The sequence below is a fragment of the Bradyrhizobium ontarionense genome, assembly GCF_021088345.1.
Classification (GTDB): Bacteria; Pseudomonadota; Alphaproteobacteria; order Rhizobiales; family Xanthobacteraceae; genus Bradyrhizobium; species Bradyrhizobium ontarionense.
The window spans coordinates 1,175,635-1,201,664 of sequence record NZ_CP088156.1 but is presented as its reverse complement, the minus strand read 5'-3'; the positions used below and the strand labels follow the sequence as shown (position 1 = coordinate 1,201,664).

General features: G+C 66.0%; 19 protein-coding genes. 7 read left to right on the top strand and 12 right to left on the bottom strand.

Going from position 1 to position 26,030, the window contains the following annotated elements:
• The first annotated feature begins 1 nt into the window (after position 1).
• Both LQG66_RS05365 and LQG66_RS05360 read left to right on the top strand, forming a co-directional pair.
• On the top strand, positions 2-931 hold the full coding sequence (locus LQG66_RS05365; protein ID WP_231324217.1) for a branched-chain amino acid ABC transporter permease: 930 nt from the start codon (positions 2-4) through the stop codon (positions 929-931).
• Positions 928-2,409 carry an ATP-binding cassette domain-containing protein gene (locus LQG66_RS05360; RefSeq protein WP_231324214.1) on the top strand — a complete coding sequence of 494 codons (1,482 nt, stop codon included), beginning with the start codon at positions 928-930 and terminating at the stop codon, positions 2,407-2,409. Before LQG66_RS05365 ends, LQG66_RS05360 begins: the two co-directional genes overlap by 4 nt.
• Positions 2,410-2,466: 57 nt before the next feature.
• Here LQG66_RS05360 and LQG66_RS05355 read toward each other — a convergent pair whose 3' ends face one another.
• Positions 2,467-3,306 (bottom strand): hypothetical protein, encoded by an 840-nt coding sequence (locus LQG66_RS05355; protein ID WP_231324212.1) that lies wholly within the window; start codon positions 3,304-3,306, stop codon positions 2,467-2,469.
• 458 nt (positions 3,307-3,764) lie between these two features.
• On the opposite strand from LQG66_RS05355, the gene LQG66_RS05350 reads away from it, so the two are divergent.
• Genes LQG66_RS05350 through LQG66_RS05340 form a run of 3 tightly spaced genes read left to right on the top strand, consistent with a single transcriptional unit; the run spans position 3,765 to position 8,383 of the window.
• Positions 3,765-4,793: a TRAP transporter substrate-binding protein gene (locus tag LQG66_RS05350; RefSeq protein WP_231324210.1), complete on the top strand. Its 1,029-nt coding sequence runs from the start codon at positions 3,765-3,767 to the stop codon at positions 4,791-4,793.
• A gap of 31 nt (positions 4,794-4,824) precedes the next feature.
• Positions 4,825-6,711, top strand: a complete 1,887-nt coding sequence (locus LQG66_RS05345; RefSeq protein WP_231324208.1) for a TRAP transporter large permease — start codon at positions 4,825-4,827, stop codon at positions 6,709-6,711.
• Positions 6,712-6,739: 28 nt separating this feature from the next.
• Positions 6,740-8,383, top strand: a complete 1,644-nt coding sequence (locus LQG66_RS05340) for an acyl-CoA synthetase (protein WP_231324206.1) — start codon at positions 6,740-6,742, stop codon at positions 8,381-8,383.
• A 429-nt stretch (positions 8,384-8,812) separates the two neighbouring features.
• On the opposite strand, the gene LQG66_RS05335 is transcribed toward LQG66_RS05340, so the two are convergent.
• The 7 genes from LQG66_RS05335 to LQG66_RS05305 all read right to left on the bottom strand — a co-directional run bounded on the left by LQG66_RS05335 (position 8,813) and on the right by LQG66_RS05305 (position 16,406).
• The gene (locus LQG66_RS05335; RefSeq protein WP_231324204.1) at positions 8,813-9,451 is read right to left on the bottom strand and encodes an antibiotic biosynthesis monooxygenase family protein; all 639 of its coding nucleotides are present in this window, start codon (positions 9,449-9,451) and stop codon (positions 8,813-8,815) included.
• 203 nt (positions 9,452-9,654) lie between these two features.
• Complete coding sequence (locus LQG66_RS05330; protein WP_231324202.1) at positions 9,655-10,452, bottom strand: MBL fold metallo-hydrolase; 798 nt, start codon at positions 10,450-10,452, stop codon at positions 9,655-9,657.
• Positions 10,449-11,240, bottom strand: a complete 792-nt coding sequence (locus LQG66_RS05325; protein WP_231324200.1) for a TatD family hydrolase — start codon at positions 11,238-11,240, stop codon at positions 10,449-10,451. Before LQG66_RS05325 ends, LQG66_RS05330 begins: the two co-directional genes overlap by 4 nt.
• Positions 11,240-13,354 carry a methionine--tRNA ligase gene (metG, locus tag LQG66_RS05320; RefSeq protein ID WP_231324198.1) on the bottom strand — a complete coding sequence of 705 codons (2,115 nt, stop codon included), beginning with the start codon at positions 13,352-13,354 and terminating at the stop codon, positions 11,240-11,242. Before metG ends, LQG66_RS05325 begins: the two co-directional genes overlap by 1 nt.
• Before the next feature lie 70 nt (positions 13,355-13,424).
• The gene (locus LQG66_RS05315) at positions 13,425-14,465 is read right to left on the bottom strand and encodes a DNA polymerase III subunit delta' (protein WP_231324196.1); all 1,041 of its coding nucleotides are present in this window, start codon (positions 14,463-14,465) and stop codon (positions 13,425-13,427) included.
• Positions 14,462-15,142 (bottom strand): dTMP kinase, encoded by a 681-nt coding sequence (tmk, locus tag LQG66_RS05310; RefSeq protein ID WP_231324194.1) that lies wholly within the window; start codon positions 15,140-15,142, stop codon positions 14,462-14,464. The genes LQG66_RS05315 and tmk overlap by 4 nt, the downstream gene beginning before the upstream one ends.
• A gap of 4 nt (positions 15,143-15,146) precedes the next feature.
• Entirely contained in the window at positions 15,147-16,406 is a 1,260-nt protein-coding gene (locus LQG66_RS05305) for a D-alanyl-D-alanine carboxypeptidase family protein (RefSeq protein WP_231324191.1), read from the bottom strand.
• Between the two features lie 167 nt (positions 16,407-16,573).
• Between LQG66_RS05305 and LQG66_RS05300 the strand changes: the two genes are divergently transcribed.
• The gene (locus LQG66_RS05300; RefSeq protein WP_231324189.1) at positions 16,574-17,530 is read left to right on the top strand and encodes an alpha/beta fold hydrolase; all 957 of its coding nucleotides are present in this window, start codon (positions 16,574-16,576) and stop codon (positions 17,528-17,530) included.
• A gap of 8 nt (positions 17,531-17,538) precedes the next feature.
• Here the strand turns inward: LQG66_RS05300 and LQG66_RS05295 are convergent, their stop codons facing one another.
• From LQG66_RS05295 to LQG66_RS05280, 4 genes are all read right to left on the bottom strand, one after another.
• On the bottom strand, positions 17,539-18,015 hold the full coding sequence (locus tag LQG66_RS05295) for a GNAT family N-acetyltransferase (protein WP_231324187.1): 477 nt from the start codon (positions 18,013-18,015) through the stop codon (positions 17,539-17,541).
• 61 nt (positions 18,016-18,076) lie between these two features.
• Positions 18,077-18,625, bottom strand: coding sequence for a phage tail protein (locus tag LQG66_RS05290; RefSeq protein WP_231324185.1), 549 nt, complete (start codon positions 18,623-18,625; stop codon positions 18,077-18,079).
• Between the two features lie 63 nt (positions 18,626-18,688).
• Positions 18,689-19,216 carry a phage tail protein gene (locus LQG66_RS05285; RefSeq protein ID WP_231324183.1) on the bottom strand — a complete coding sequence of 176 codons (528 nt, stop codon included), beginning with the start codon at positions 19,214-19,216 and terminating at the stop codon, positions 18,689-18,691.
• A 130-nt stretch (positions 19,217-19,346) separates the two neighbouring features.
• Positions 19,347-19,889, bottom strand: a complete 543-nt coding sequence (locus LQG66_RS05280) for a phage tail protein (RefSeq protein WP_231324181.1) — start codon at positions 19,887-19,889, stop codon at positions 19,347-19,349.
• 542 nt (positions 19,890-20,431) lie between these two features.
• Here LQG66_RS05280 and LQG66_RS05275 point away from each other — a divergent pair.
• Positions 20,432-25,954 carry an IPT/TIG domain-containing protein gene (locus tag LQG66_RS05275; RefSeq protein WP_425601328.1) on the top strand — a complete coding sequence of 1,841 codons (5,523 nt, stop codon included), beginning with the start codon at positions 20,432-20,434 and terminating at the stop codon, positions 25,952-25,954.
• Positions 25,955-26,030: the final 76 nt, after the last annotated feature.

Here is a 26,030-nt window from a genome sequence, read left to right as displayed (position 1 = left end):
CATGCCGAAATTCGTATCGTCCCGGCTGTTCTGGATCGGCCTCGTCACCGTCATCGTCGCCCTGGTGCTGCCGACCTATGTCTCGGGCTACGTCCTCGGACTGCTGACGGTCGCGTACTACACGGCCGTGTTCGCGATGTCCTGGGACCTGCTGTTCGGCTTCGCCGGCGAGGTCAATTTCGGGCCAACCTTCCTGATCGGCGTCGGCGCCTACACGGCCGGCATTCTCGATGCGCATTTTTCGCCGGGACTGTCGATCTGGCTGTGCATCGCCGCCGGCGCGCTGGCGGCCGTCGTCGGCGGCGTCGTGCTCGCGTTGCCGGCGCTGCGCGTCAGCGGGCCGTATTTCGGCCTCACCACGCTCGTGGCCGTTCTGATGCTGCAGAACTTCATCGTCGTCGCGGCCGGGCTGACCGGCGGCGAGATCGGCCTCGCGGTGCCTGACGTCATCTCGATCGATGCTAAGACCAACTACTGGATCGCGCTCGGCTTCATGCTGGTCAGCGGCGCGATCCTCTTTGGCCTGTCGCGCAGCGCCATCGGCCTGATCCTGCAGGCGAGCGGGCAGGACAAGATCCAGGCCGGCGCGCTCGGCTTCAACGTCACCAAGCACAAGCTCGCCGCCTTCGTCGTCAGCGCATTCTTCTCGGGGCTCGCCGGCGCGCTGATGGTGTTCTACATGGGCACGGCGTCGGTCTCGACCTTCGTCGATGTCGGCGTCGGCGTGCAGATCATCATCGCCGCCGTGCTCGGCGGCCGGCGCACCGTGATCGGCGCCGCCATCGGCGCGATCTTCCTGATCGGCATGGGCGAGCTGCTGCGGCCGCTCGGCGAGCTCGCCACCCTGATCGTCTCGGTGATCGCGCTCGTGGTCATCCTGTTCTTCCCCGATGGATTCCTCGGCATGATCAGGGGAGGGGCCAAAGCATGACCCAACAGGGCATGAGCGCCCCGATGCTGGAGGTCAGTGGCCTGACCAAGCGGTTCGGCGGCCTCGTCGCGGTCAAGGATCTGAGCTTCTCGATCCGGCCCGGCGAAATCCTCGGCCTGATCGGGCCGAACGGATCCGGCAAGTCGACCGCGATGAAGAGCGTCATGGGCGTGGAGCGGCCGACCGCGGGCTCCGTGAAACTCGATGGTGTCGAGCTGGCAGGCCTGCCGTCGCATCGCATCGCGCGCATGGGCGTGGGGCTGGTGTTCCAGCATTCGCGCCCGCTGGCGCGCCAGACCGTGCTGGAGAACATCAAGGTCGCGCTGCTGCCGGACAAGCTGACGCGGCTGTTCGCCGACAAGGACGTCGATGGCAGAGCGCGCGCGATTGCCGAGCGCGTCGGCCTTGGGAACGTGATCGACCGCCGGCCGCCGACGCTCGCCTTTGCTGATCTGCGTCGGCTCGAGCTCGCCAAGGCGGTGGCGCGCAGCCCGAAGCTGGTGCTGGTCGACGAACCCTTCGCGGGGCTCACGGCCTCGGAGGTCGCCGACTTCTCCAACCTCATCCGTGAATTCCGCGACGACGGCCGCGCCGTGCTGCTGGTCGACCACAACGTCAAGAGCGTGTCGGCGCTAGTCGACCGCGTGCTTGCGATGTATCTCGGCGAGAAGATCGCCGAGGGCAGGGCAACCGAGGTAATGCAAGACGAGACCGTGCGGCGCGTCTATCTCGGCGGCGCGCTGGTCTCCACCGCGCGGCCGGAGGCGAGCTTCAAGGACACCACGCCGGCGCTGCAGGTCGACAATGTCGGCGTCGTCTACGGCAAGGCGCTGGCGCTGCAGGACGTGTCGCTGCATGTCCACGAGGGCGAATTCGTCTCGGTGGTGGGCCTGAACGGTGCCGGCAAGACGACGCTGTTCAACGCGATTTCCGGCCTCGTGCCATATTCAGGCGCGGTGAAGTGGGCAGGGCGCAGTCTCGCCGGCGGTACCGCGGCGCAGATCGCGCGCTCCGGCATCGTGCAATGTCCGGAGACGCGTGAGCTGTTCGGCGATATGACGGTTCGCGAAAATCTCGAGCTCGGCGGCAATGCGCTCGATGATGCGGAGCGCGCCGAGCGGCTCGACTGGCTGTTCGGGCTGTTTCCGATCCTCAAGTCCCGGCAGCCGCAATCGGCGCGCACGCTATCCGGCGGCGAGCAGCAGATGCTCGCCATCGCGCGCGCCCTGATGATGAAGCCGAAGCTCCTGATCCTGGACGAACCGACGCTCGGCCTCGCGCCGGTCATTCTCGAGACCTTGTCGAAGGCGCTGGACCGGCTGCGCGAGACCACCAAGATCACCGTGCTGCTCGGCGAGCAGAACGTCACCTTCGCGCTGCCTCATGCCGACCGCGTCTACGTGCTCGATCATGCGAAGATCGTCTGGGAAGGCCCGCCGGACCGCTTCGAGGCGGAGGCCGCGGCAAACTATCTGTGAGAGGACGGGCAGGGAGCAGGGCGTCCCTGCTCCCTGCCCGCGGGTCGCTGCTCCGGTCTACGGGAACCGAGGCGGGCGCGCCTGAGGCGGGCGCGGCGCGAGGCGGGCGGCCGCGCCAACCGTCGTCTCGTTCTTCGCAGCCCGGACAGCGCGCGCCAGCTGGTCCTGGCTGGCTTGCAGCTGCTCGATCGCCTTGGTGTGATCGCGGCTGGTCTGCTCCTGGCTGGCCTTGAGGTCTTGAAGCCCGGCCTGCAGCCCGGCAACGTCATGCGCGATCTTCTCGATCAAGGGCACGAGGTCTCGCTCCGGGGCGGACGACACGTCGCGTTCGGGCGTCGCCTCCGCCATCGCCGACGACGGATCGCTTGACGGCGCTGGTGTCGCGTCTGGGAGTGGTAAGGGAGGGAGTGCTGCTGAGGAGGGAGACGGTGATGGCGAGGCAGGGGCCACCAGCACTGCCTCGGACGAGCTCGACCCGCTCATCGCCGTCTCCGGTTCGCGGGTTGAAGCCGTCTTCGGAAGGTTCTCACGAACGGACTGAATCGCGGCATCGATCCGGTCTGTGACGGACGTGATGGCCTGTGTATGGTCGCGCGCCAGGGTGACGACGGCTCCGGCGAGTCCTGCTGACGCCACGAGAGTGATCGCGGCACGCAACACTGGTCGGCGCCGGGGTGCTCGAGGCACAGCCGTTTGCTCGGCGCTGTCCGTAGCCGGTTCGTCGACTTCCACCAACTCGGTGGCCGCCGCCTTGGCTTCGATATCTGCAATCCGCTGATCGATACGGGCGCGCACTTCACCCAGTACCCGCTGATAGATCTCCTCGCAGATATCGTCATCCGGCGACAGCGCGACATCACCCGGATCAACTTCCTTCGGCGTCGTCTGAACTGGCATGTCCTCGGGTCCCATACGCGATACGCCCCGTGCCCAATCCTAGGGAAGCGCTTTGACCCGGGGGCTTTGACCAAACGAAGACTGAGCGGTGACAAGCCGGAGGCGATTTCGCACAGCCGCGGCACCGCGTGTTGCGTGTCGCGGTGGCGGTTGCCAACGATCGGGAGCACCCATATCTGATTCGCATAAGGTATATTATGGAATATTTATATGTATAGGGAATTCAGAGGCTTGCGACCAAGACCTCAAAATCCTCCGCAGCCGCAGATCTGTATCGGCGTCCTGCCGGGCCGTGCTGGCGGCGTTCCGAACATCTGCAGCGAACGCCGATATTGCTGCTGCGGCCCATCGCTGCAATAAACGCTGATGACGCCCATGTGGTATCGCGGGATTCGGCTCGCGCCGTCCATGCGGCGGGCACGATGCAACAAGAACAAGCTTCTCAGGGAGAAACGAGCATGAGCCTGTCACGACGCGCGCTGCTGAAGGCCTCCGCAGCGTCAGCCGTTCTGGGTGGGATCGGAACCGTCGCTGCGCCGCATGTGGCGCGGGCGCAGAGCGCCGAGTTCACCTACAAATACGCCAACAACCTGCCCGACTCCCATCCGCTCAACATCCGCGCCAAGGAGATGGCGGCGGCGATCAAGGCCGAGACCAACGGCAAGTTCGACCTGCAGATCTTCCCGAACAACCAGCTTGGTTCCGACACGGACATGCTGAGCCAGATCCGCTCCGGCGGCGTCGAATTCTTCACGCTGTCGGGCTTGATCCTGGCGACCCTGGTGCCGGCGGCCTCGATCAACGGCATCGGCTTTGCGTTCCCGGACTACGATACGGTCTGGAAGGCCATGGATGGCGATCTCGGCGCCTATGTGCGCGGCCAGATCAACAAGGCCGGCCTGATGGTCATGGACAAGATCTGGGACAACGGCTTCCGCCAGACCACGTCGTCGACCAAGCCGATCAACGGTCCTGATGACCTTAAGGGCTTCAAGATCCGCGTGCCGGTGTCGCCGCTGTGGACCTCGATGTTCAAGGCGTTCGAGGCGGCGCCCGCCTCGATCAATTTCAGCGAGGTCTATTCGGCGCTGCAGACCAAGGTCGTCGAGGGCCAGGAAAATCCGCTCGCGATCATCTCGACCGCCAAGCTCTACGAAGTGCAGAAATACTGCTCGCTCACCAACCACATGTGGGACGGCTTCTGGTTCCTGGCCAACCGCCGCGCCTGGGAGGCCGTGCCGGAGAACATCAGAACCGTCGTCGCCAAGCACATCAATGCTGCCGCCGTGAAGGAACGCGAGGACGTTGCCAAGCTGAATGCCGGGCTGCAGCAGGAGCTCGCGTCGAAGGGCCTGACGTTCAACCAGCCCGGCGCGGCGCCGTTCCGCGACAAGCTGCGCTCCGCCGGCTTCTATGCCGAGTGGAAGGGCAAGTATGGCGACGAGGCCTGGGCGCTGCTGGAGAAGGCGGCCGGCAAGCTGTCGTAGTCCATGGCTTTGCGTTGGGTCGGGTGATGTCATGGCGCATGTCGAGTTCACCGAAATCGTCGTCAGCGAGATCGTCGTCGAGACCCCTCGCCGCCGCTCGCTGATCGGCAGGATCGAATCAGTCCTCGGCGGACTGGTGGAGATCCCCGCGGCGCTCTTGGTCGTTGCCGAGATCGTGATCCTGTTCACCGGCGTGGTGGCGCGCTACGGGCTGCACCAGCCGCTGATCTGGTCGGACGAGTTGGCGTCGATCCTGTTCCTGTGGCTCGCGATGCTCGGCGCCGTCGTTGCGTTCCGCCGCGGCGAGCACATGCGCATGACGGCGATGGTCGCGATGGCCGGCCCGCGGCTGTGGGCCTTTCTCGACGTGGTGGCGACGGCAGCGGCGCTGGCGTTCCTGCTGATGGTCGCCTGGCCGGCTTACGAATATGCTTATGAGGAAAGCTTCATCACCACGCCGGCGTTGCAGATCGCCAATATCTGGCGCGCGGCGGCGTTGCCGGTCGGCATCGGCCTGATGGTGCTGTTTGCGCTGCTGCGGCTGTTGCGCGCGGCTGACGTCAGGACGCTGCTTGCCGCGGTCCTGACGGTTGCCGCCGTCGTTGCGCTGTTCTGGGTGGCGCAGCCGGTCCTGAAGCCGCTCGGCAACATCAATCTCGTGATCTTCTTCGTCGGCGTGGTCGGCTTGTGTGTCTTCGCCGGCGTGCCGATCGCGTTCGCGTTCGGGCTCGCCATCTTTGGCTATCTGGCGCTGACGACCCGCACGCCGCTGATGGTGCTGGTCGGCCGCATGGACGAGGGCATGAGCCATTTGATCCTGCTCTCGGTGCCGCTGTTCGTGTTCTTAGGCCTGTTGATCGAGATGACCGGCATGGCGCGCGCCATGGTCGCGTTCCTCGCGAGCCTGCTCGGTCACGTCCGTGGCGGACTGCATTACGTGCTGGTCGGCGCGATGTATCTGGTGTCGGGCATTTCGGGCGCCAAGGCGGCCGACATGGCTGCCGTTGCGCCGGTGCTGTTTCCGGAGATGAAGGCGCGCGGCGCCAAGCCCGGCGATCTCGTCGCCCTGCTCGCGGCCACCGGCGCGCAGACCGAGACGATTCCCCCGAGCCTGGTGCTGATCACCATCGGCTCGGTGACGGGCGTGTCGATCGCGGCGCTGTTCACCGGCGGGCTGCTGCCGGGCGTGGTGCTGGCGTTCACGCTGTGTACGCTGGTGTGGTGGCGCTATCGCAACGAGGACATGAGCGGTGTCCGCCGCGCGACTGGCGGTGAGATCGGCAAGGCCTTCGTGGTCGCAGTCCCTGCGCTCGCCCTGCCCTTCGTGATCCGCGCCGCGGTGGTCGAGGGGGTCGCGACGGCGACCGAAGTCTCCACCATCGGCATCGTCTACGGCGTGTTGGCGGGACTGCTAATCTACCGTCGCTTCGACTGGCGCCGCCTGAGGCCGATGCTGATCGAGACCGCGGCGCTGTCCGGCGCGATCCTCCTGATCATCGGCACCGCGACCGGCATGGCCTGGGGCCTGACTCAGTCGGGCTTTTCGCGCGCGCTGGCGGCCGCCATGACCGGGCTGCCCGGCGGCTCGGCCTCATTCATCGCGGTGTCGATCCTGGCCTTCACGATCCTCGGCAGCGTGCTGGAGGGTATTCCCGCCATCGTGCTGTTCGGGCCGCTGCTGTTCCCGATCGCGCGGGCTGTGGGCGTGCACGAGGTGCACTATGCCATGGTGATCATCCTGGCGATGGGAATTGGCCTGTTCGCGCCGCCTTTCGGGGTCGGATATTATGCCGCCTGCGCGATCGGCCGGGTCGATCCGGCCGACGGCATCCGCCCGATCTGGGGCTACCTGCTGGCGCTTCTCATCGGCCTCATCGTGGTTGCGATTTTCCCGTGGATTTCGATCGGCTTCCTGTAAACTCTTCAGATAACGAGGGAGGACAGCGATGAGCACGAACCAGTATCAGCTCGGCCTGGACAAGACGCCGGCCAACTACGTGCCTCTGACCCCGCTCAGCTTCCTGGCGCGCAGCGCGGCCGTCTATCCCGACCATGCCAGCACGGTCTATGAGGGCCGCAGCTTCACCTGGCGCCAGACCTATGAGCGCTGCCGCCGCTTCGCGTCCTATCTCGCAGGCCGCGGCATCGGCGAGGGCGACACGGTGGCGGCGATGCTGCCGAACATCCCGGCGATGAACGAGGTCCATTTCGCGGTGCCGATGGCCGGCGCCGTGCTCAACACGCTCAACATCAGGCTCGATCCGCCGTCGATCGCGTTCCAGCTCGATCACGGCCAGGCCAAGATCATCCTGGTCGATCCCGAATTCTCGGGCGTGATCAGCGAGGCGCTCAAGCTGATGACCGGGACGAAGCCGTTCGTGATCGACGTCGACGATGCGTCCTATGCCGGCGGCAGCCGTATCGGCGAGATCGAGTACGAAGCCGCCGTCGCGTCTGGCGATCCCACCTTCGAGCCGCGCCGCCCCAAGGACGAGTGGGACGCGATCGCGATGAGCTACACGTCGGGGACGACCGGCAATCCGAAGGGCGTCGTCACCCATCATCGCGGCGCCTATCTCAACGCCGTCAGCAACATCCTTGCGGGCGGACTCGGCCAGCATCCGGTCTATCTGTGGACGCTGCCGATGTTCCACTGCAACGGCTGGTGCTTCCCCTGGACCATGGCGGCCGCCGCCGGCGTCAATGTCTGCCTGCGCAAGGTCGAGCCGACCAAGATCTTCGAGCTGATCAGGACGCAAGGCGTCACCCACATGTGCGGCGCGCCGATCGTCTACAACGTGCTGATCAACGCGCCGGATGCGCCAAAGGGCAAGCGTGAGAAGCCCGTCGTCGGCCTGATCGCGGGCGCGGCACCACCGGTCGCCGTGCTGGAAGGCGCCGAGAGCATCGGCATCAAGCTGACGCATGTCTATGGCCTGACCGAGGTCTATGGCCCCGCCTCCGTCTGCGCCGAGCAGCCCGGCTGGGATGATCTGCCGCCGGCCGAGCGCGCGCGATTGAAGCGGCGCCAGGGCGTGCCCTATCCCTTGCAGGAAGCCGTCACCGTGCTCGATCCGGAGACGATGAAGGAAGTGCCGCACGATGGCGAGACCATCGGTGAGGTCATGTTCCGAGGCAACATCGTCATGAAGGGCTACCTCAAGAACGAGAAGGCCACGCAGGAGGCTTTTGCCGGCGGCTGGTTTCACACCGGCGATCTCGGCGTCCTCGACGAGCATGGCTATGTCATCATCAAGGACCGCTCCAAGGACATCATCATCTCCGGCGGCGAGAACATCTCGTCGGTCGAGGTCGAGGACATTCTCTACAAGCATCCCGCCGTGCTGTTTGCCGCCGTGGTCGCCAAGCCCGATCCGAAATGGGGCGAGGTGCCCTGCGCCTTCGTCGAGCTGAAGGAGGGCGCGGAAGCGACCGAGGCTGAGATCATCGCCTATTGCCGTAGCCACATGTCCGGCTTCAAGACGCCCAAGGCCGTGGTGTTCGGCCCGATCCCGAAGACGTCCACGGGCAAGATCCAGAAATTCCTGCTGCGCAGTCAGGTCGACTCGGCCAAGGCGATCTCGGCGTAAGTAAGAGGCGCGATATCAGCCAGGCCGTCATTGCGAGCGCAGCGAGGCAATCCAGGACCGAGCAAGGACTCTGGATTGCTTCGCTGCGCTCGCAATGACGAAGATTATCAACTATCAAACGTCTCACCCGCCGTCATTCGAGCAACCGCCGCGACGGGTGACGCTCCGAAGCGCCGTCCTACATAACTTAGCCCATTCGATCGGCAAGCTCGGTGCCCCCTCTCCCCTTGCGGGAGAGGGTGGCTTCGATGCGAAGCATCGAAGTCGGGTGAGGGGTTGCCACGGGCTCGGACCTGAATGCGTGGCACCAGCCGCTCACCCGGGTGAGTTTGTAGTTGGCAGCTGTGATGCCCTCTCCCGCAAGGGGCGAGAGCGCATTCATGAGCACCGCGGTGGGGCAGGCCTTTAGACTGTCGCGCGCCGACAGGATCAGTCCGATGCGTCGCTCCTGCTCTTCTCCGGATAGTATTGCGGCGCCTCGCGGCGGTCGTACATGCCGTAGTCGCGCGTGACTTCGACGACGCGGATGTTGTCGGCGCCTGGCTCGCCGTGCAATCGCGTGCTCAGCGCGAGGCCGGTCGGCTCATCCGGCAGTTCGACCAGATGCGCGAAGCGCCCTTCCCGGTAGACGCTGGAAAAGCTGGCGACCGGCAGCTCCTTCACGCCGCTCAACTGCGGCCCGGCCGTCTCGACGGCCAGCACGTAGCTCGGCGCGCGCCGCTTGGGATCATTATAGGTGCTGCGCCACTCCGGCTGCCACGCCGCCTGCCCCGGCCTGACCTCATGGATCAACTCGGCGACGCGCAAACGATAGTCCGAGAACACCTTGTCGCGGCCGAGCGTCTGGATGTCGTGATGATGGGCATGGACACGCCAGGCGGTCATGGCACCCTCGTCCTGCCAGATCTGGTAGGACAGGATGAGGTTGTCGCGCGACAGGCTCCTGTAGCGATCCAGGAACAGGCAGCCGCCGAGCGCATCGAGCTCGGGCCGCAGCGCCGCCGCCAGCTGCAGATATTGGTCGAGCCGGCCCGGCTTGACCTCGACCTCGAAGAACAGCGACATCATCGCAAGGCCGCTCCTTGTTAGTTTAACGCGGATCTACGTTGCTGCGTAGGGTGGGCAAAGCAGCCGTCGTAGGCGGCAGCGTGCCCACCGTCGAAGCGGCGGACTCCTCAGCAAGATGGTGGGCACGGCGCCATCGCGATCTTGCGCGGCGAAAGAGCAGGGTCGCGCCTTTGCCCACCCTACGCATCTACGATACGACGTTCCTACCCGATCTCCAACTGCATGCCATCGTAAGCCGGCACCACGCCGTCGGGCAAGCTCTGGCGCAGCACCTCGTAGTCGAGATCGGCGGTCATATTGGTGATGACGGCGCGCTTCGGCTTGAAGCGCTCGATCCAGGCGAGCGCGTCATTGACCGAGAAATGGCTCGAGTGCTGGGTGTAGCGCAGACCGTCGACGATCCAGAGATCGAGGTCCGCGAGCGCGGGCCAGCTCTCCTCCGGAATGTCGTTGAGATCCGGCGTATAGGCGGCGTTGCCGATGCGATAGCCGAGCGCCGGGATGTTGCCGTGCTGAACCAGGAAGGCGGACAGTTTCAGCTCGCCGCCCTTGCCCTCCACCGCCTGGGTCTCGCCGGCCTCGATCGCATGCTGGGTCAGGATCGGCGGATAGTCGCTGCCCGGTGGCGAGATAAAGCAATACGAGAACCGGTGCATGATGTCCTTCGCGGTCGACTGGTTCAGGTAGACCGGAATGCGCCGCCGCTGATGCATCACCACTGAGCGCAGATCGTCGATGCCATGGGTCTGGTCGGCATGCTCATGCGTCAGGAACACCGCGTCGATGTGGTCGACCTCGGCGTCGATCAGCTGCTCGCGCAGATCGGGCGAGGTGTCGATCACGACGCGCGTGACACCATGGGCGCCGCGGCGCTCGGCCAGCAGCGAGCAGCGCCGCCTCCGGTTCCTGGGATTCTTGGGATCGCAGGCACCCCACCCGAGCGCCGGGCGCGGCACGCCCGCCGATGAACCGCAGCCGAGGATCGTGAGCGTCAACGTCATGCAGCCTCCTGTGGCCGCGGCACCTTGGCGAACAGCCTGAAGAAGGTCTCGGTGGTCTGGCGCGAAAACTCTTCGAACGAGACGCCGCGCGTCTCCGCCAGCACCTTCGCGGTCTCGACCACGTAAGCGGGCTCGTTGCGCTTGCCGCGAAACTTGCCGGGCGCGAGATACGGCGCATCGGTCTCGACCATGATGCGATCGGCCGGCACCTCGGCGGCCAATGCGCGCAAGGTGTCCGACTTCTTGAAGGTCACGATGCCCGTGAACGAGATGTGCAGTCCAAGATCGACCGCCTTCATCGCCAGCTCGCGTCCGCCAGTGTAGCAATGTAGCACGGCCTGGAAAGGTCCACGCGCCATCTCCTCCTCGAGGATGCGGCTGCATTGCTCGTCGGCCTCGCGGGTGTGGATCACCAGCGGCAGGCCCGTGGCGCGGGCGGCCGCGATATGCGCGCGGAAGCCGCGCTCCTGCGCGTCCTTGGAGCCGTGGTCGTAGAAATTGTCGAGCCCGGCCTCGCCGAGCGCGACCACCTTCGGATGCTTGGTCAGCGCGATCAGCTCCTCGGCCGGGATGCCATCCTCCTCGTCCGCATTGTGCGGATGGGTGCCGACCGAGCAGTAGACGTTGTCGAAGCGCTCGGCGATGGCGAGCAGCTCAGGCAACCGCCGCACCCGCGTCGAGATCGTCACCAACCGGCCGACGCCTGCGGCGGCAGCACGCGCGACGATGCCATCCAGATCCTCGGCGAAATCCGGAAAATCCAGATGGCAATGGCTGTCGACCAGCATCACGCCGCCGTCGGCTCGATGTAGCGCGGGAACACCGCCTGCGGCGCGGGCAGCTGCGTGCCGGCCGCGATCCTGACATCGCCGCCGAGCCGCGCGAACGTCCGCTGGTCGTCGGGAATGCCGAGGCTGTCGAGCAGCTTCGCGGAGGCCGCGGGCATCACCGGCTGGGTCAGGATCGCGACCTGCCGGATCACCTCGGCGGTGACGTAGAGCACCGTGCGTTGCCGCGGCGGATCGGTCTTGGCCAGCGCCCACGGCGCCTCGCCCGCGAAGTAGCGGTTGGCCTCGGCCACGACCGACCACACGGCGTTGAGCCATTGGTGGATCTGCTGAGTCGCCATGGCCTTGCGCGCGGCACCGATCATCGCGTCGGCCTCCGCCAGGATCGCCTTGTCGTTGGCCGAGAATTCGCCGGGCTCAGGCAGCACGCCGCCGAGTTGCTTCGTGATCATCGACAGCGATCGCTGCGCGAGATTGCCGAGGTCGTTGGCGAGATCGGCATTGATGCGGGCCACGATGGCCTCGTGATTGTAGTTGCCGTCCTGGCCGAACGGCACCTCGCGCAGGAAGAAATAGCGCACCTGGTCGACGCCATACTGGTCGGCGAGATTGAACGGGTCGACGACGTTGCCGACCGATTTCGACATCTTCTCGCCCCGGTTGAACAGGAAGCCATGGGCGTAGACCCGCTTCGGCACGGGCACGCCCGCCGACATCAGGAAGGCCGGCCAGAACACCGCATGGAAGCGGATGATGTCCTTGCCGATGACGTGGACGTCGGCCGGCCAGTACTTCCAGTTGGCATCGCCCTCGTCGGGGAAGCCGACGCCAGTGATGTAGTTGGTGAGCGCGTCGACCCAAACATACATCACGTGCTCGTCGTCATGCGGTACCCGCACGCCCCAGTCGAAGGTGGTGCGCGAGATCGAGAGGTCCTTCAGCCCGCCCCTGACGAAGCTGATGATCTCGTTGCGCCGCGCATCCGGTCCGATGAAGTCGGGCTGGCTCTCGTACAGCGACAGCAGCCTGTCCTGATAGGCCGAGAGCCGGAAGAAATAGCTCTTCTCCTCGACCCATTCGACCGGTGTGCCCTGTGGGCCGCGGCGGACATTGTCCTCGCCGACGACCGTCTCGTCCTCGGCGTAATAGGCCTCGTCTCGCACCGAGTACCAGCCGGCATAACTGTCGGCATAGATGTCGCCGTTCTCGCGCATGCGGTTCCAGATCGCCTGGACCGAGCGATGATGCGCGGGTTCGGTGGTGCGGATGAAGCGGTCGAACGAGATGTTCAGCCGCTCGTCCATGTCGCGGAAGCGGCCGGCATTGCGGGTGGCGAGGTCTGATGGCGTCAGACCCTCGTTCTGCGCGGTCTGCACCATCTTCAGGCCGTGCTCGTCGGTGCCGGTCAGGAAGAACACGTCCTTGCCGTCGAGCCGCGCGAAGCGCGCGATCGCGTCGGTCGCGATCGCCTCATAGGCGTGGCCGATATGCGGAATGCCGTTGGGATAGGCGATCGCGGTCGTGACGTAGAACGTGTTCTTGTCGACCGGCGCGGCCGTGACGGGAGTTGCAGCTTCCGCGACTTCGGGAACCTCGATCTCGGCAACCTCGACGTCAAGAACCTCGACGTCAAGAACCACAGTAGCCTCGACCTTCGGCTTGCGCGGCGCCTTGGGCTTCGCGGCACGCGGCGGCTTCGGCGCGTCCGCAACGGCGGGCGCAGCCGTCTTCGGCGCAGCCCGCGGTTTCGTTGCGGCGGGCTTCTTCGCTGTTGCCGCCGGTTTGTTCGCAGCTGCCGGCTTGGCGGCCGCCTTCTTGGCTGCAGGTGCAGCAGGCTTTGCCGCGACCTTCTTGGCAGGAGCCTTCACGGCCTTCTTGGCCGCACCTTTGGTCGCCTTGGTCTTCGGGGCTTTGCTCTTGGCTTTGGCCGGCGCGGTTTTGGCTTTGGCGGCCTTGGCCTTCTTACTCGCCTTGTCTTTGGCGTCCTTGTCCTTCGCCTTGTCCTTTGCCTTGGTGCTCGCCTTGGCCTTCACGGGCGACCTGGCGGCAGCCTTCTTCTTCGCGGCGCCCGCGGGCTTGCCCTTCTTCACGTTAGTCTTGCTGGCCTTGGCCACGGCAAATTCCTCTTTGACGACGTCGGTCGACGGATTAATCCTGACGATCTCGGGATGATGGTCGGCGCGGTCAGCGCGTGGCTTCGGCGAGCATCCCGAACACCGAGAAAACCAGCGGTTTTCGTTCCAGATTATAGGATTCGGTGTCGCGCGCGGCGCGGACGATCTTTTCCCATACCTCCGCCAGCCGTGCAAGGCGCGGCAGTTCCGCATTGGCGTCGCCAGCTCGGAGCCGCTCCGCCACCCAGCGCTCGATGCTGTCGAGGAAGCTCGCCAGCGCGACGCGATCGCTGGTGCCGAGCGCGTCGCCCAGGGCATGCAGCTCGCTCGGATCGATTCGCGGCAGGGTCGCGAGCAGCGCGGCGGTCCGGGTCTGCAGCTGCAGCCCGTCGCCGCCCAGGAGCATCAAGGTGCGCGCGACGCTGCCCTCGGAGGCCTTGGCCGCCTCCCGCAGCGCCGGATCGGCCGCATCCATGCCGGTGGCCTCGGCCGCAGCCCTGATGACGTCGTCGGTCGAGAGCGCCCGCAGCGCCAGCCGGCGGCAGCGCGATTTGATGGTGGCGAGCACCCGCGCCGGTGCGTGGCTCACAAGCAAAAACAGCGATTGTTGCGGCGGCTCCTCGAGGATCTTCAGCAGCGCGTTGGCGGCATTGGGATTGAGCTCGTCCACGGTGTCGACGATGCAGACGCGCCAGCCCTCGACCGCCGCGGTCGAGCCGAAGAACGAGATGGTCTCGCGCGTCTCATCGACCGTGATCACGGTACGCAGCACGCCCTTGTCGTTGGCCGAGCGCTCCAGCGTCAGCAGCCCGCCATGAGCTTCCGACGCGATCAGGCGCGCGACATGGTCGTCCGGAGGCACGAACAGCGAATCGGCCGCGCGCACCGCCGCTGCGGCCGGATCGCGGTGCGTCAGCACGAAACGCGCCATCCGGTAGGCGAGCGTGGCCTTGCCGATGCCCTGGGGGCCGCCGATCAGCCAGGCATGCGCCATCCGTCCGCTGCGATAGGCCGCCAGCAGCGCGGCCTCGGCCTCGCGGTGCCCGAACAGAGCGGTGGTCTCGCGCGGGTGGCGGACCGCGATCTCCGGCTCGACCTTGCGCGCGCTCATGATGCCGCCGCCACCGCCGTGAAGAGACGCTCGCGGACAGCGTCCCAGACGACGTGCGAGACCGAATCGGCGCTTCCCTCCGCGTCGATCAGCACGCAGCGCTTGGGCTCGTCGGCCGCGATGCGGTGGAAGGCGTTGCGGAGCCCTTGGTGAAACTTGGCGTCCTCGCTCTCGAAGCGATCCGGCGCGCCGCTGCCGCGGCGTGCCGCGGCCCGCTGCATTCCGACATCGACCGGGACGTCGAGGATGACGGTGAGGTCCGGCTTGAGGTCGCCGATCGTGACCCGCTGCATCGCGTTGAGCACGTCGGGGGCGACCTTGCCGAGGCTGCCCTGGTAGGCCCGGGTCGAATCGAAGAAGCGGTCACACAGAACCCAGCTGCCCTGATTGAGCGCCGGGAGAATCACCCCGCGCACATGGTCGTCGCGGGCGGCTGCGAACAGCAGCGTCTCGGCCTCCGGGCCGAGCAGCTTGCCCATGCCGGAGAGGACGAGGTGGCGCATGATCTCGGCGCCGGGCGATCCGCCGGGCTCGCGGGTCAGCACGACGCGCACGCCCTCTTTCTCCAGACGGTCCGCCAACATCTTGATTTGCGTGGATTTTCCGGCGCCTTCGCCGCCCTCGAAGGTGACAAATCGGCCGCGGCCAGGACCGCGTTTCAAGGCAGCTTCCGCCATGTCTCTAGAGCTTCTCGGCGCCGGCGCGGAACATCCCGATCACGAGCTCGCTGGCCCCATCGATCGCGCGCCGCATCGTCGACCCCCTGTCCACCGCTTCCGCAGCATAGACGGGTGCCTCCATGGCGATATTGGGGCCGCGCCAGACTCTGACAACCCCGACCTTCTGCCCCGACTCGATCGGCGCCTTGATCGGACCGCTGTAGACGATGCGCGCGATCAACTTGTCGCCGCCGTTCTTCTGCACCATGACCTTGACCGGCACGGGGCTCGACAGCTTGACCGAGCGGCTCTCGCCGCCGAACACCTTGGCGTAGCCGATCGGTTGGTCCGCAGCGAACAGGGTGCGCGTCTCGAAATTGCGGAAGCCCCATTCCAGCATCTTCTTGGCTTCGGTGGCACGATCCTCGGAATCCTCCAGGCCGTTGACGACCACGATCAACCGCGTGCCGTTCTGTACGGCGGAGCCGACCATGCCGTAGCCGCCCTCCTTGGTGAACCCGGTCTTCAGACCGTCGGCGCCCTCCATCGCGTTCAGCAGCGGGTTGCGGTTCTGCTGCCGGATCTTGTTCCAGGTGAACTCCTTCTCGCCGAAGATCTTATAGAACTCCGGAAAATCCAGGATGATGTGGCGGGCGAGCATCGACAGCTCGCGGACGGTCATCTTGTTGCCGGGATCGGGCAGACCATTGGAATTGGCGAAGGTCGATTTGGCGAGGCCGAGCTCGCGCGCCCGCTTGGTCATGAAATCGGCCGCGAAGATCTTCTCGTTGCCCGCCATGCCCTCGGCGAGCGCAATGCAGGCGTCGTTGCCGCTCTGGATGATGGCGCCATACAGGAGATCGCTGACCGACACCTTGCTGTTCAGCGCGGCGAACATCGTCGAGCCGCCGGCCGGCGCCCCGCCCTTGCGCCAGGCATTCTCGCTGATCCGATATTCGTCGTTGAGCTTGATCGTGCCCTGCTTGACGGCGTTGAAGACGACCTCTGCCGTCATCAGCTTCATCATGCTGGAGGGTGCGCGCAGCTCGTCCGCGTTCTTCTCGAACAGCACGCTGCCGCTGTTGGCCTCGATCAGGATTGCCGTGGGCGCGTCGCCGTCGAAGCCGGCGTCGTCCTTGCGCGCACCCTGCACGCTCTGGTTGGCGGCGTAGAGCATGCCGCTCCAGCCGACCGCAGCCACCGCCACCAGGGCGACGAGCGCGCGCGTCGTCCGTCCGGACAAGAAACCGGAACCGCGGAACGGTAAAGTCATGAAACCCATCGGCCAAGCCCTGGAGCGCGCAGTGGTTCTACCAGCTGGGCAATGCGCAAACAACTCGGCAAGTCTGCGGACGCGCCCCCATCCCGGGGATTTGCGCAGGCCCTGTGCACGGTGCGATACAGGATCGGGACAGGGCACATAAAATCAGAAAAACAGGGATGGAAACGATGTCCTCGACGCGGACCATCAAGGCCAATGGGATCAATCTCTTCGTGCAAGAGGAGGGCGACGGGCCGTTGATTCTGCTCTGTCACGGCTGGCCGGAACTGTCCTATTCGTGGCGGCACCAGATCCCGGCGCTGGCCGCGGCGGGCTATCGCGTCGCGGCGCCCGACATGCGCGGATTCGGGCGGTCCGAGGCCCCTGCGGACATCTCCGCCTATACGATCTTCGACATCGTGGGCGACATGGTGGCGCTGGTCGGAGCACTCGGCGAGCGCCAAGCGGTGATCATCGGTCACGACTGGGGCGCACCGGTGGCCTGGCACGCCGCGCTGTTCCGGCCCGACATGTTCACGGCCGTCGCCGGTTTGAGCGTCCCTCCGCCGTTCCGCGGCCGCGGCCGCCCGCTCGACACGCTCAGCGCCGGCGGCATCGACAATTTCTACTGGCAGTATTTTCAGGCGCCGGGGGTGGCCGAGGCGGAGCTCGAGCGCGACGTGGCGCTGACGATGCGTACGGTGCTGGCACGCGGCTTCTCCGATCCGCAGTCGCTGTTCGTCGCACCGGGCAAGGGCTTCCTCGGCGCTGCGAACTCCGACCTTCCCTTACCATCGTGGCTCAGCGAGGCCGATCTCGCGGAGTTCATCGCAGCATATCGCGCCTCCGGCTTCCGCGGCGGCCTGAACTGGTACCGCAACATCGATCGCAACTGGGGACTCACCGCACCGTGGCAGGATGCCCAGATCCGGCAGCCCGCGCTGTTCATCGCAGGCAGCGAGGATGCGGTCGTGACCGGGCTGATCGGCGCCAAGCGCGTTCAGGAGATGGAGCGCGTGCTGCCCGATCTCAGGCGCAAGCTCATCATCGACGGCGCGGGGCACTGGATCCAGCAGGAACGCGCGGCCGAGGTGAACGCGGCGCTGATCGCATTTCTGCGCGAGGCGGCTCCGCGGACGGCGTGACAGCCCTCTCAATCGCCGAGCGGCAGCTGCATCCTCAGATGCGACGCAGTGGCATCGCTCTCCATCTCGGTAAAGCCGAGCCGGCGATAGAATCGTCTGGCGCCCTCATTCGTCGTCGCCACCGCGAGCGTCAGCACCGCAACGTTCTGCTCACGCGCCGCAGTCGCGACGGCTTCCATGACCGCATGTCCGACGCCCATGTTGCGCGCGGACGGCAGCAGCGCCACATCAACCACGTGCCACTGCTGCGTCCCGCAGTCGAGCAGCAGGCGGCCGATCGGGATGCCCTGCTCCAGGACGATGAGCGATCGCGCCGCGGGAAACTGCGCGGCATAGCCGGCGACTTGCGCGCCATACTGCTGCGCCAGAACGAGATCGAGCATGGCGGGCGGAAGGCCGCCGGCGGCGAGTTGCACGCCTTTGACCGTCCTGAACAGATCACGCAGAAACGGCTCGTCGCCGGGCTCGGCAAGCCGCAGCCGCAATCGCGTGTCTCGCGGTCCAATTTCGACTGCGATCGTGATCACGGCGATCGCGCCAGCCGGGTCAGGAGTTGTTGAACGACGGGAAGATCCCGGCATAGGCGATGCACCAGATCAGCGCCTGGGTCGGCTGCGTGTTGTCATGGGGCAGCCCCTGCCCGGTCAACGTCACGGCGTTCGGTGCAAGCGTGGTCGTGCTCGGCAGCGGCACGAAACCATTGAAGATGGGATCGATGGCAACCATGTTCGCGGCCGTGCCGGGACCAGGCGCCGCATTCGCCGCTGTCTTGTTTCCCAACTGTAAACCGTGGGTGTGCATTGCCATCTCACTGGTGACCAGGCCGACCGTGCTGCTCCCGATCGATTCGCCGATCACGCGCGGCTCGAGACCCGGACCGTCGCCTTGACTGTTGGTGACGCAGCCGCTCAGGTTGGGCAGTTGAAAATTGGTGGTCCCGTTGCCGCCGAAGGCGGTACCGATCAGCGCGAACAGTGGTGTGAATTGCTGGATCGGCAGCAGCTGGCCGAAGCACGGCAGCCAACCCTGGTTGAAGCCCTGGGCCGCAAAGGGGAACGGAAAGGCCTGGATTTCGCCGATATACGGGTCTGACACGTGGTCTCTCCTCAAATCCACTGAAGCGCGAAATCTACCGACGTGAGGTGGCGGCAGGCGTGATCAGCCCGATGACGGAAAGATGCCGCTGAAGCAGATGCAGTAGTTGCCCACGACCGTCGGCATGATGTTGTTGTGCGGCAAATTGTTGCCTGCAAGCGCGACGCAGGCTGCCATCGTCTCATACGGCGCAGCGTCCGCCACCGGCGCGTAGAGATTTCCGGCTGAGGCCGTCGCCAAGTGCACCGTCGCCCCCGGCGTCGGCGTTGCGGCGGTGGCGGTCGACGACATCAGCGCATGGCTGTGCGTGGGCATCTCGTTCTCGATCAGAACGTGCCCGTCCTCGCCCGCGATTTGGCCGAGCACGTACTGCGGCAGCCCCGGCCCCTGGCCCTGGCCGATCGGCACCCGGCCGCGCAAGTCCGGCGCATTGAAGGTCTGCACGCCATCGCCGCCATAGGTGGTGCCGATGACGGCATAAAGCGTGTCGTATTGTGAGATCGGCAGGCTTTGTCCGCTGCAGGCCAGCCAGCCGTCCGGCACCCGTGAGAACCCGAACAGCCGGATTTCGCCGATAAAGGGGTCTGACATCGCCGAAGTCCCTTTCAATCATCAATTGCAAATCAGCATCAGGAACGTCTCGCCTCTCACGAAGCGCAGTTCGGGAGAAGCTCAATCGTGGAAGCGGGTTACTGGAGCTGAACGCTTCGCGGTCGAAATCTCAGTTGCGGGACGGAAAGATGCCGTTGATCGCAATCATGTAGTTGACGACAAGGTAAGGCTGCATGTTGTTGTGAGCTTGATTGCCACCTTCATCGACAATATTCGTGCCCGGCGCGAGCGGTACTTCTCCGCTGCCTGCGGTCAGGAAAATAGACTTTGGACCGGCTGGCGGAACTGTGTTGGTGCCGAACAGATTATTGGCCGGAGCAGCTCCCCTTCCCGATCCCTGCGTTGTTGATGCCTGAATCATGTGATTGTGGCTGGGAAGCTGTTGCGTGTTCAAGATCACTGAAACCGTGCCGCTGGTCATGCCGGCAGGAAAGTCACCGCCGCCGCCGGTTGACCCGAGAATCGCGCGGCCGCGTAAGTCGGGTAGCGCGAACGTCCTAATGCCATCACCGCCGTAGTAGGTCCCGAGCAATGAAAACAGCGCCTGATTGGTCTGGATTGCCATGAGGGCGCCGTTGCACGGCGCCCACCCTCTCGGCACCGTCGTGCCGGCAAAAGGCATGATCTGCCCCAAGATGGGCTCTAACGGCATGCTCCCCCCTCTTCCTGCAGGCGATGGATCGCCTCTTCATTGATGCGCGGAATATTGACGCGCGGTGGGTTAGAAACGCGGTGCGTCACGATGCATATGCTCGCAAAGATTGTTAGTGGGCGGAACCGGAACAGTCAAGCCCGCACGCGCAGTCATCGAGAGCAACAACTTCTGGCAGTGTCGCGCTCGCGCAGCGGGCGCCGCTGAGTCGGCTGCAACGCAACACGCCAGTGCGGGAGGGCGCGCCTAGGCCGTTCCACTACACACTGCTCTGTTGCCGAGCTGCAACTGATGGTCGAAAAAGCGCTGGCACTGACTGGGTTTTGCCGGGAACAATCGTCTGCATGCTTGCTCGCAGCGCCCAGTCACGGCCTAATGCACGCAAACGACCTAATACACGCAATAACAGTCGAATTTTTGATCAATGACTTTGTAGCGGCCTCGCCCAGTTCGAGGACGGGCCGCGAGGGGGCGTAGTGAATTTCACGATTCGGACCGGACAGAGCTGTGTCACGGTGTTGCGCGCGGCCGCATGGCAAGCGATGCGACTGGTCTGTGTCGCTGCTGCGCTGCTGGTCGGCTCCATGGCCGCTGCGAATGCAGCCTGCACTGTCACAACCGGATCGACCAGCGCCGCCGCGATTACCATCAACGGAACCGGTGGCGGCAACACGGTTGGTCTCTGCGTGACCGACGACCACGTCGTGTGGGGCCTCTACGGCACGTCGAATGGAGCGAACCCAAACGCTGACGCCAATGTCACTTATCCAGTGACCGGTGCTGGGACCAATACCAATCTGAACTATTCGAGTAGCAAAGCCACCTACACCATTGCGCCGGTGCAGGATTCCGGCAATCTCACTTTCCCAGAATACGACATCACATTGAATACGGTCTCGGGATCGGGCACCGACACCATCACGCTCTGGTATGCGCACAACTGCTCATTCTCCGGCAATTGTTCCGCGCCATCGACGACGGACACGACCTTCACCATCACCGTCACCCTGCCGTCGCCGACGGTGACGGCGGTCTCGCCGACATCGGGCCCCACGACCGGCAACACCACGGTGACGATCACCGGCACCGGCTTCACCGGCGCCACCGCGGTCAAATTCGGCGCCACGGCTGCGACCGGCTTTACGGTCAACTCGGCCACCTCGATCACCGCGACATCGCCCGCCGGGACCGGCACCGTCGACGTCACGGTGACCAGTGGCGGCGCGACATCGGCAACCTCGGCGGCGGACCATTTCACCTATCTTCTCATACCGACGGTGACCTCGATCTCGCCGACGGCGGGACCGACAACCGGAGGCACGTCAGTATCGATCACCGGGACCGGCTTCACCGGCGCCACCGCGGTCAATTTCGGCGCGACACCTGCGACCGGTTTTACTGTCAACTCGGCCACCTCGATCACGGCAACGTCGCCGGCCGGGACCGGCACTGTCGACGTGACCGTCACGACCCCCGGCGGGACCTCGGCAACCAGTGCTGCCGATCAATTCACCTATGTGGCCGCACCGACCGTGACATCGATCTCGCCGACCACGGGTCCTGGTGCTGGCGGCACTTCGGTGACGATCACCGGCACCGGCTTTAGCGGAGCGACCGCGGTCAATTTCGGCGCCACGCCGGCCACCGGCTTCACGGTCAATTCGGCCACCTCGATCACCGCGACCTCGCCCGCGGGGACCGGCACCGTCGACGTCCGCGTCACGACCGCCGGCGGCACATCGGCGACCTCGGCTGCCGACCAGTTCACCTACATTCCCGCGCCGACCGTCACTTCGATCTCGCCGACAGCGGGTCCAGTCGCCGGCGGTACGACGGTGACCATCACCGGCACAAGTTTCACCGGCGCCACAGCGGTCAATTTCGGCGCCACGCCTGCGACCGGCTTCACGGTCAATTCCGCCACCTCGATCACCGCGACCGCGCCGGCTGGCACCGGGACCGTCGACGTCCGGGTGACCACTGCCGGCGGCACCTCGACCACTTCGGCGTCGGATCAATTCACCTATGCCGCGGTACCGACCGTGACCTCGATCTCGCCGACAGCAGGTCCGACGGCCGGCGGCACGACGGTGACCATCACCGGTACCGGCTTCACCGGCGCCACCGTGGTCAATTTCGGCGCGACGCCGGCGACCGGCTTTACGGTCAACTCGGCCACCTCGATCACGGCAACGTCGCCCGCCGGGACCGGCACTGTCGACGTGACCGTCACGACCGCCGGCGGGACTTCGGCAACCAGTGCTGCTGATCAATTCACCTATGTCGCGGCACCGACGGTGACCTCGATCTCGCCGACATCGGGGCCGGCGGCCGGCGGCACCTCGGTGACGATCACCGGCACCGGCTTCAGCGGCGCAACCGCAGTCAATTTCGGCGCCACGCCTGCGACCGGCTTCACGGTCAACTCGGCCACCTCGATCACCGCGACATCTCCCGCCGGCACCGGCACCGTCGACGTCCGGGTCACGACCGCAGGCGGCACTTCGGCGACCTCGGCGGCCGACCAGTTCACCTACATCGCGGCACCGACGGTCACCTCGATCTCGCCGACATCGGGTCTCGCGGCCGGCGGCACGACGGTGACCGTGACCGGCACCGGCTTCACCGGTGCGACCGCAGTGAATTTCGGCGCCACGCCTGCCACCGGCTTCACGGTCAATTCGGCGACCTCGATCACCGCGACCTCTCCCGCCGGGACCGGCACGGTGGACGTCCGGGTCACGACCGCAGGCGGCACCTCGGCGACCTCGGCCGCTGATCAATTCACCTATATCGCCGTACCGACCGTGACCTCGATCTCGCCAACGGCAGGTCCGACGGCCGGCGGCACGACGGTGACCGTCACCGGCACCGGCTTCACCGGGGCAACGGCTGTCAATTTCGGCGCCACGCCTGCGACCGGCTTCACGGTCAACTCGGCGACCTCGATCACCGCGACCTCTCCAGCCGGGACCGGCACGGTGGACGTCCGCGTCACAACCGCCGGCGGCACCTCGGCAACCAGTGCTGCTGATCAATTCACCTATGTCGCGGCACCGACGGTGACCTCGATCTCGCCGACATCGGGGCCAGCTGCCGGCGGCACTTCGGTGACGATCACCGGCACCGGTTTCACCGGTGCGACAGCAGTGAATTTCGGCGCCACGCCGGCGACCGGCTTCACGGTCAACTCGGCCACGTCGATCACCGCGACATCGCCGGCCGGCACCGGCACGGTGGACGTCCGCGTCACCACCGCCGGCGGCACGTCGGCCACCTCGGCGGCGGATCAATTCACCTATGTTGCAGCACCGACGGTAACTTCGATCTCGCCGACCTCGGGCCCGGCGGCCGGCGGCACCTCAGTGACCATCACCGGCACCGGCTTCACCGGCGCGACGGCGGTGAATTTCGGCGCCACGCCGGCGACCGGCTTCACGGTCAACTCGGCCACCTCGATCACCGCGACGTCGCCGGCTGGCACAGGTACAGTCGACGTCCGGGTCACGACCGTGGGCGGCACATCCGCCACCTCGGCCGCCGATCAGTTCACCTATATCGGCCCGCCGACCGTGACGTCGATTTCGCCGACATCTGGGCCTGTCGCAGGCGGCACCTCGGTCACCATCACCGGTACCGGCTTCACCGGCGCGACCGCGGTCAATTTCGGCGCGACACCCGCGACCGGCTTCACGGTCAATTCCGCCACCTCGATCACCGCGACCGCGCCGGCTGGGACCGGCACGGTGGACGTCCGAGTGACCACCGCGGGCGGCACCTCGGCGACGTCCGCGGCCGACCAGTTCACCTACTCGCCGGTGCCGACGGTGACCTCGATCGCGCCGACCGCCGGGCCGTTGGCGGGAGGCACCTCCGTGACCATTACGGGCACCGGCTTCACCGGCGCAACCGCGGTCAATTTCGGCGCCACGCCGGCCACCGGATTCACGGTCAATTCCGCCACCGCGATCACCGCAACCGCGCCGGCCGGAGCCGGCACGGTGGACGTCCGCGTCACGACCGCAGGCGGCACCTCGGCGACCTCGGCGGCGGATCAATTCACCTATACGACAGCACCGACCGTAGCCTCGATCGCACCGACCTCCGGACCTGGGATCGGCGGCACATCGGTTACCATCACCGGCTCCGGTTTCACGGGGGCGACCGCGGTCAGCTTCGGCGCCACCGCCGCGACCGGCTTCACGGTCAACTCGGCGACGTCGATCACCGCCACATCCCCGGCCGGCACCGGCACCGTCGACGTCAGGGTCACCACCGCGGGCGGCACCTCGGCGACCTCGGTAGCCGACCAGTTCACCTATATCGGCGCGCCAACCGTGACCTCGATCTCGCCGACATCGGGAGCCGCGGCGGGCGGCACCACGGTGACCATCACCGGCACCGGATTCGCCGGGACCACGGGTGCGGCAGGCGTGAAGTTCGGCGCCGTCAATGCGGCGAGCTACACCGTCAATTCCGCGACCTCCATCACGGCAATTTCGCCTGCCGGCAGCGGTACGGTCGATGTCACCGTCACCAACATCGGACAAACCTCAGCCAGCTCGGCTGCGGACCGGTTCACGTATTTGTCGGCCGCGACGCAGACGGCGCTCGCCTCGTCGCAGAACCCGAGCCAGGCCGGTCAACCCGTGACGTTCACGGCAACGGTCACCGGATCGGGTGGCACGCCGGCGGGCACGGTCACGTTCAGCGACAACGGCACGCCGATCGGGACGGCCGCATTGAGCGGCGGCGTTGCGGCCTTCACGACATCGGCGCTGGCGGTCGGCAGCCACACCATCATCGCAAGTTATGGCGGCAGCCCCAGCTTCGCGGCCAGCACCTCACCCGGCCTGGCGCAGACCGTGAACGTGCCGCTCGACAGCGTCAGGCTGCGCGCCCTGCAGCTCAACGTCACCAAAATGGTGGCACAGAATTCGGGACAGGCCATTTCCGGGTCGATCGACGATGCCATCGCCGATGGCTTCAACGATGGCGGTGCCTTCCTGACACCCGGCAACGGCCGCATGCGCTTCAACTTCTCTGCTGACCCGCGTGACCAGGACGACGCTGCGGCCCTCCCCGGCGCGGCCAATTTGGGCAGCAGCGCCTATGGCTCTGATCGCGGCGGCGGCGCCCTCACGGATGGCAGATCCGGTCGAGGCCGGTCGCGGATCGATAATGCTTTCGCGGCGATCGACCAGCAGGTGCCGAAGAAGGCCGTGCCCAGATGGCATGAGGACAAGCAGTGGCTGCTGTGGGCCGATGTGCGCGGCACGGGCATTGACCGTTGGGGCACCACGACCACCGCCGGCGTCACCCAGGCCAGCCAGTCCTCGCTCTACGGCCAGCAGCTCAACGCGCTGATGGGGCTGACCTACAAGGCTGCACCGAATTTCCTGATCGGCGCGCTCGGGGGGTATGAGACCTTCAGCTACACCGAGCAGGACATCAACGGAAAGCTCAAGGGAGACGGCTGGACGGTGGGCGCCTATCTCGGCTGGAAGATCTCGCCAACGCTTCGCTACGATGCGGCGGTGGCCTATTCCGGCATCGGCTATAACGGCACCGCCGGAACCGCGCAGGGCAATTTCAATGGCCAGCGCTGGATGCTGGCAACCGGGCTGACCGGCATCTACCAAACCTATGGTTTCCTGCTCGAGCCCTCGGCCAAGGTCTATGCCCTGTGGGAGCACGAGAATGCCTATATCGACTCGCTGGGCACCCAGCAGGGCACCCATGACTTCGCCAGCGGCCGCGCTTCCGGCGGCCTCAAGGCCGCCTACCCCGTGGCATGGCTCGACAGCGGCATCGTGCTGACGCCGTTCGTCGGTCTGTATGGCGACTACTATTTCAACAAGGAGGATGCCGCGACGCTCGCCGGCATCGGTCTGGCCTCGACCCCGCTGTTGCAGGGCTGGTCGGCGCGCGCCACCGGAGGGCTAGGCATCCGGACGCCGGGCGGGGCCAGCCTTGGGCTCGGCGCCGAGTTCGGCGGCCTTGGCGGCACCACCCACGTCTGGACCTACTCGGCAAGAGCGCGTGTGCCGTTCACGGCCCAGTAGGCCTTGCTGATCCCGCGAATCAAAACCGCCCCGGAATGGGGCGGTTCACGCGAGCCCGTCGTCTTCGGTGGCGGGA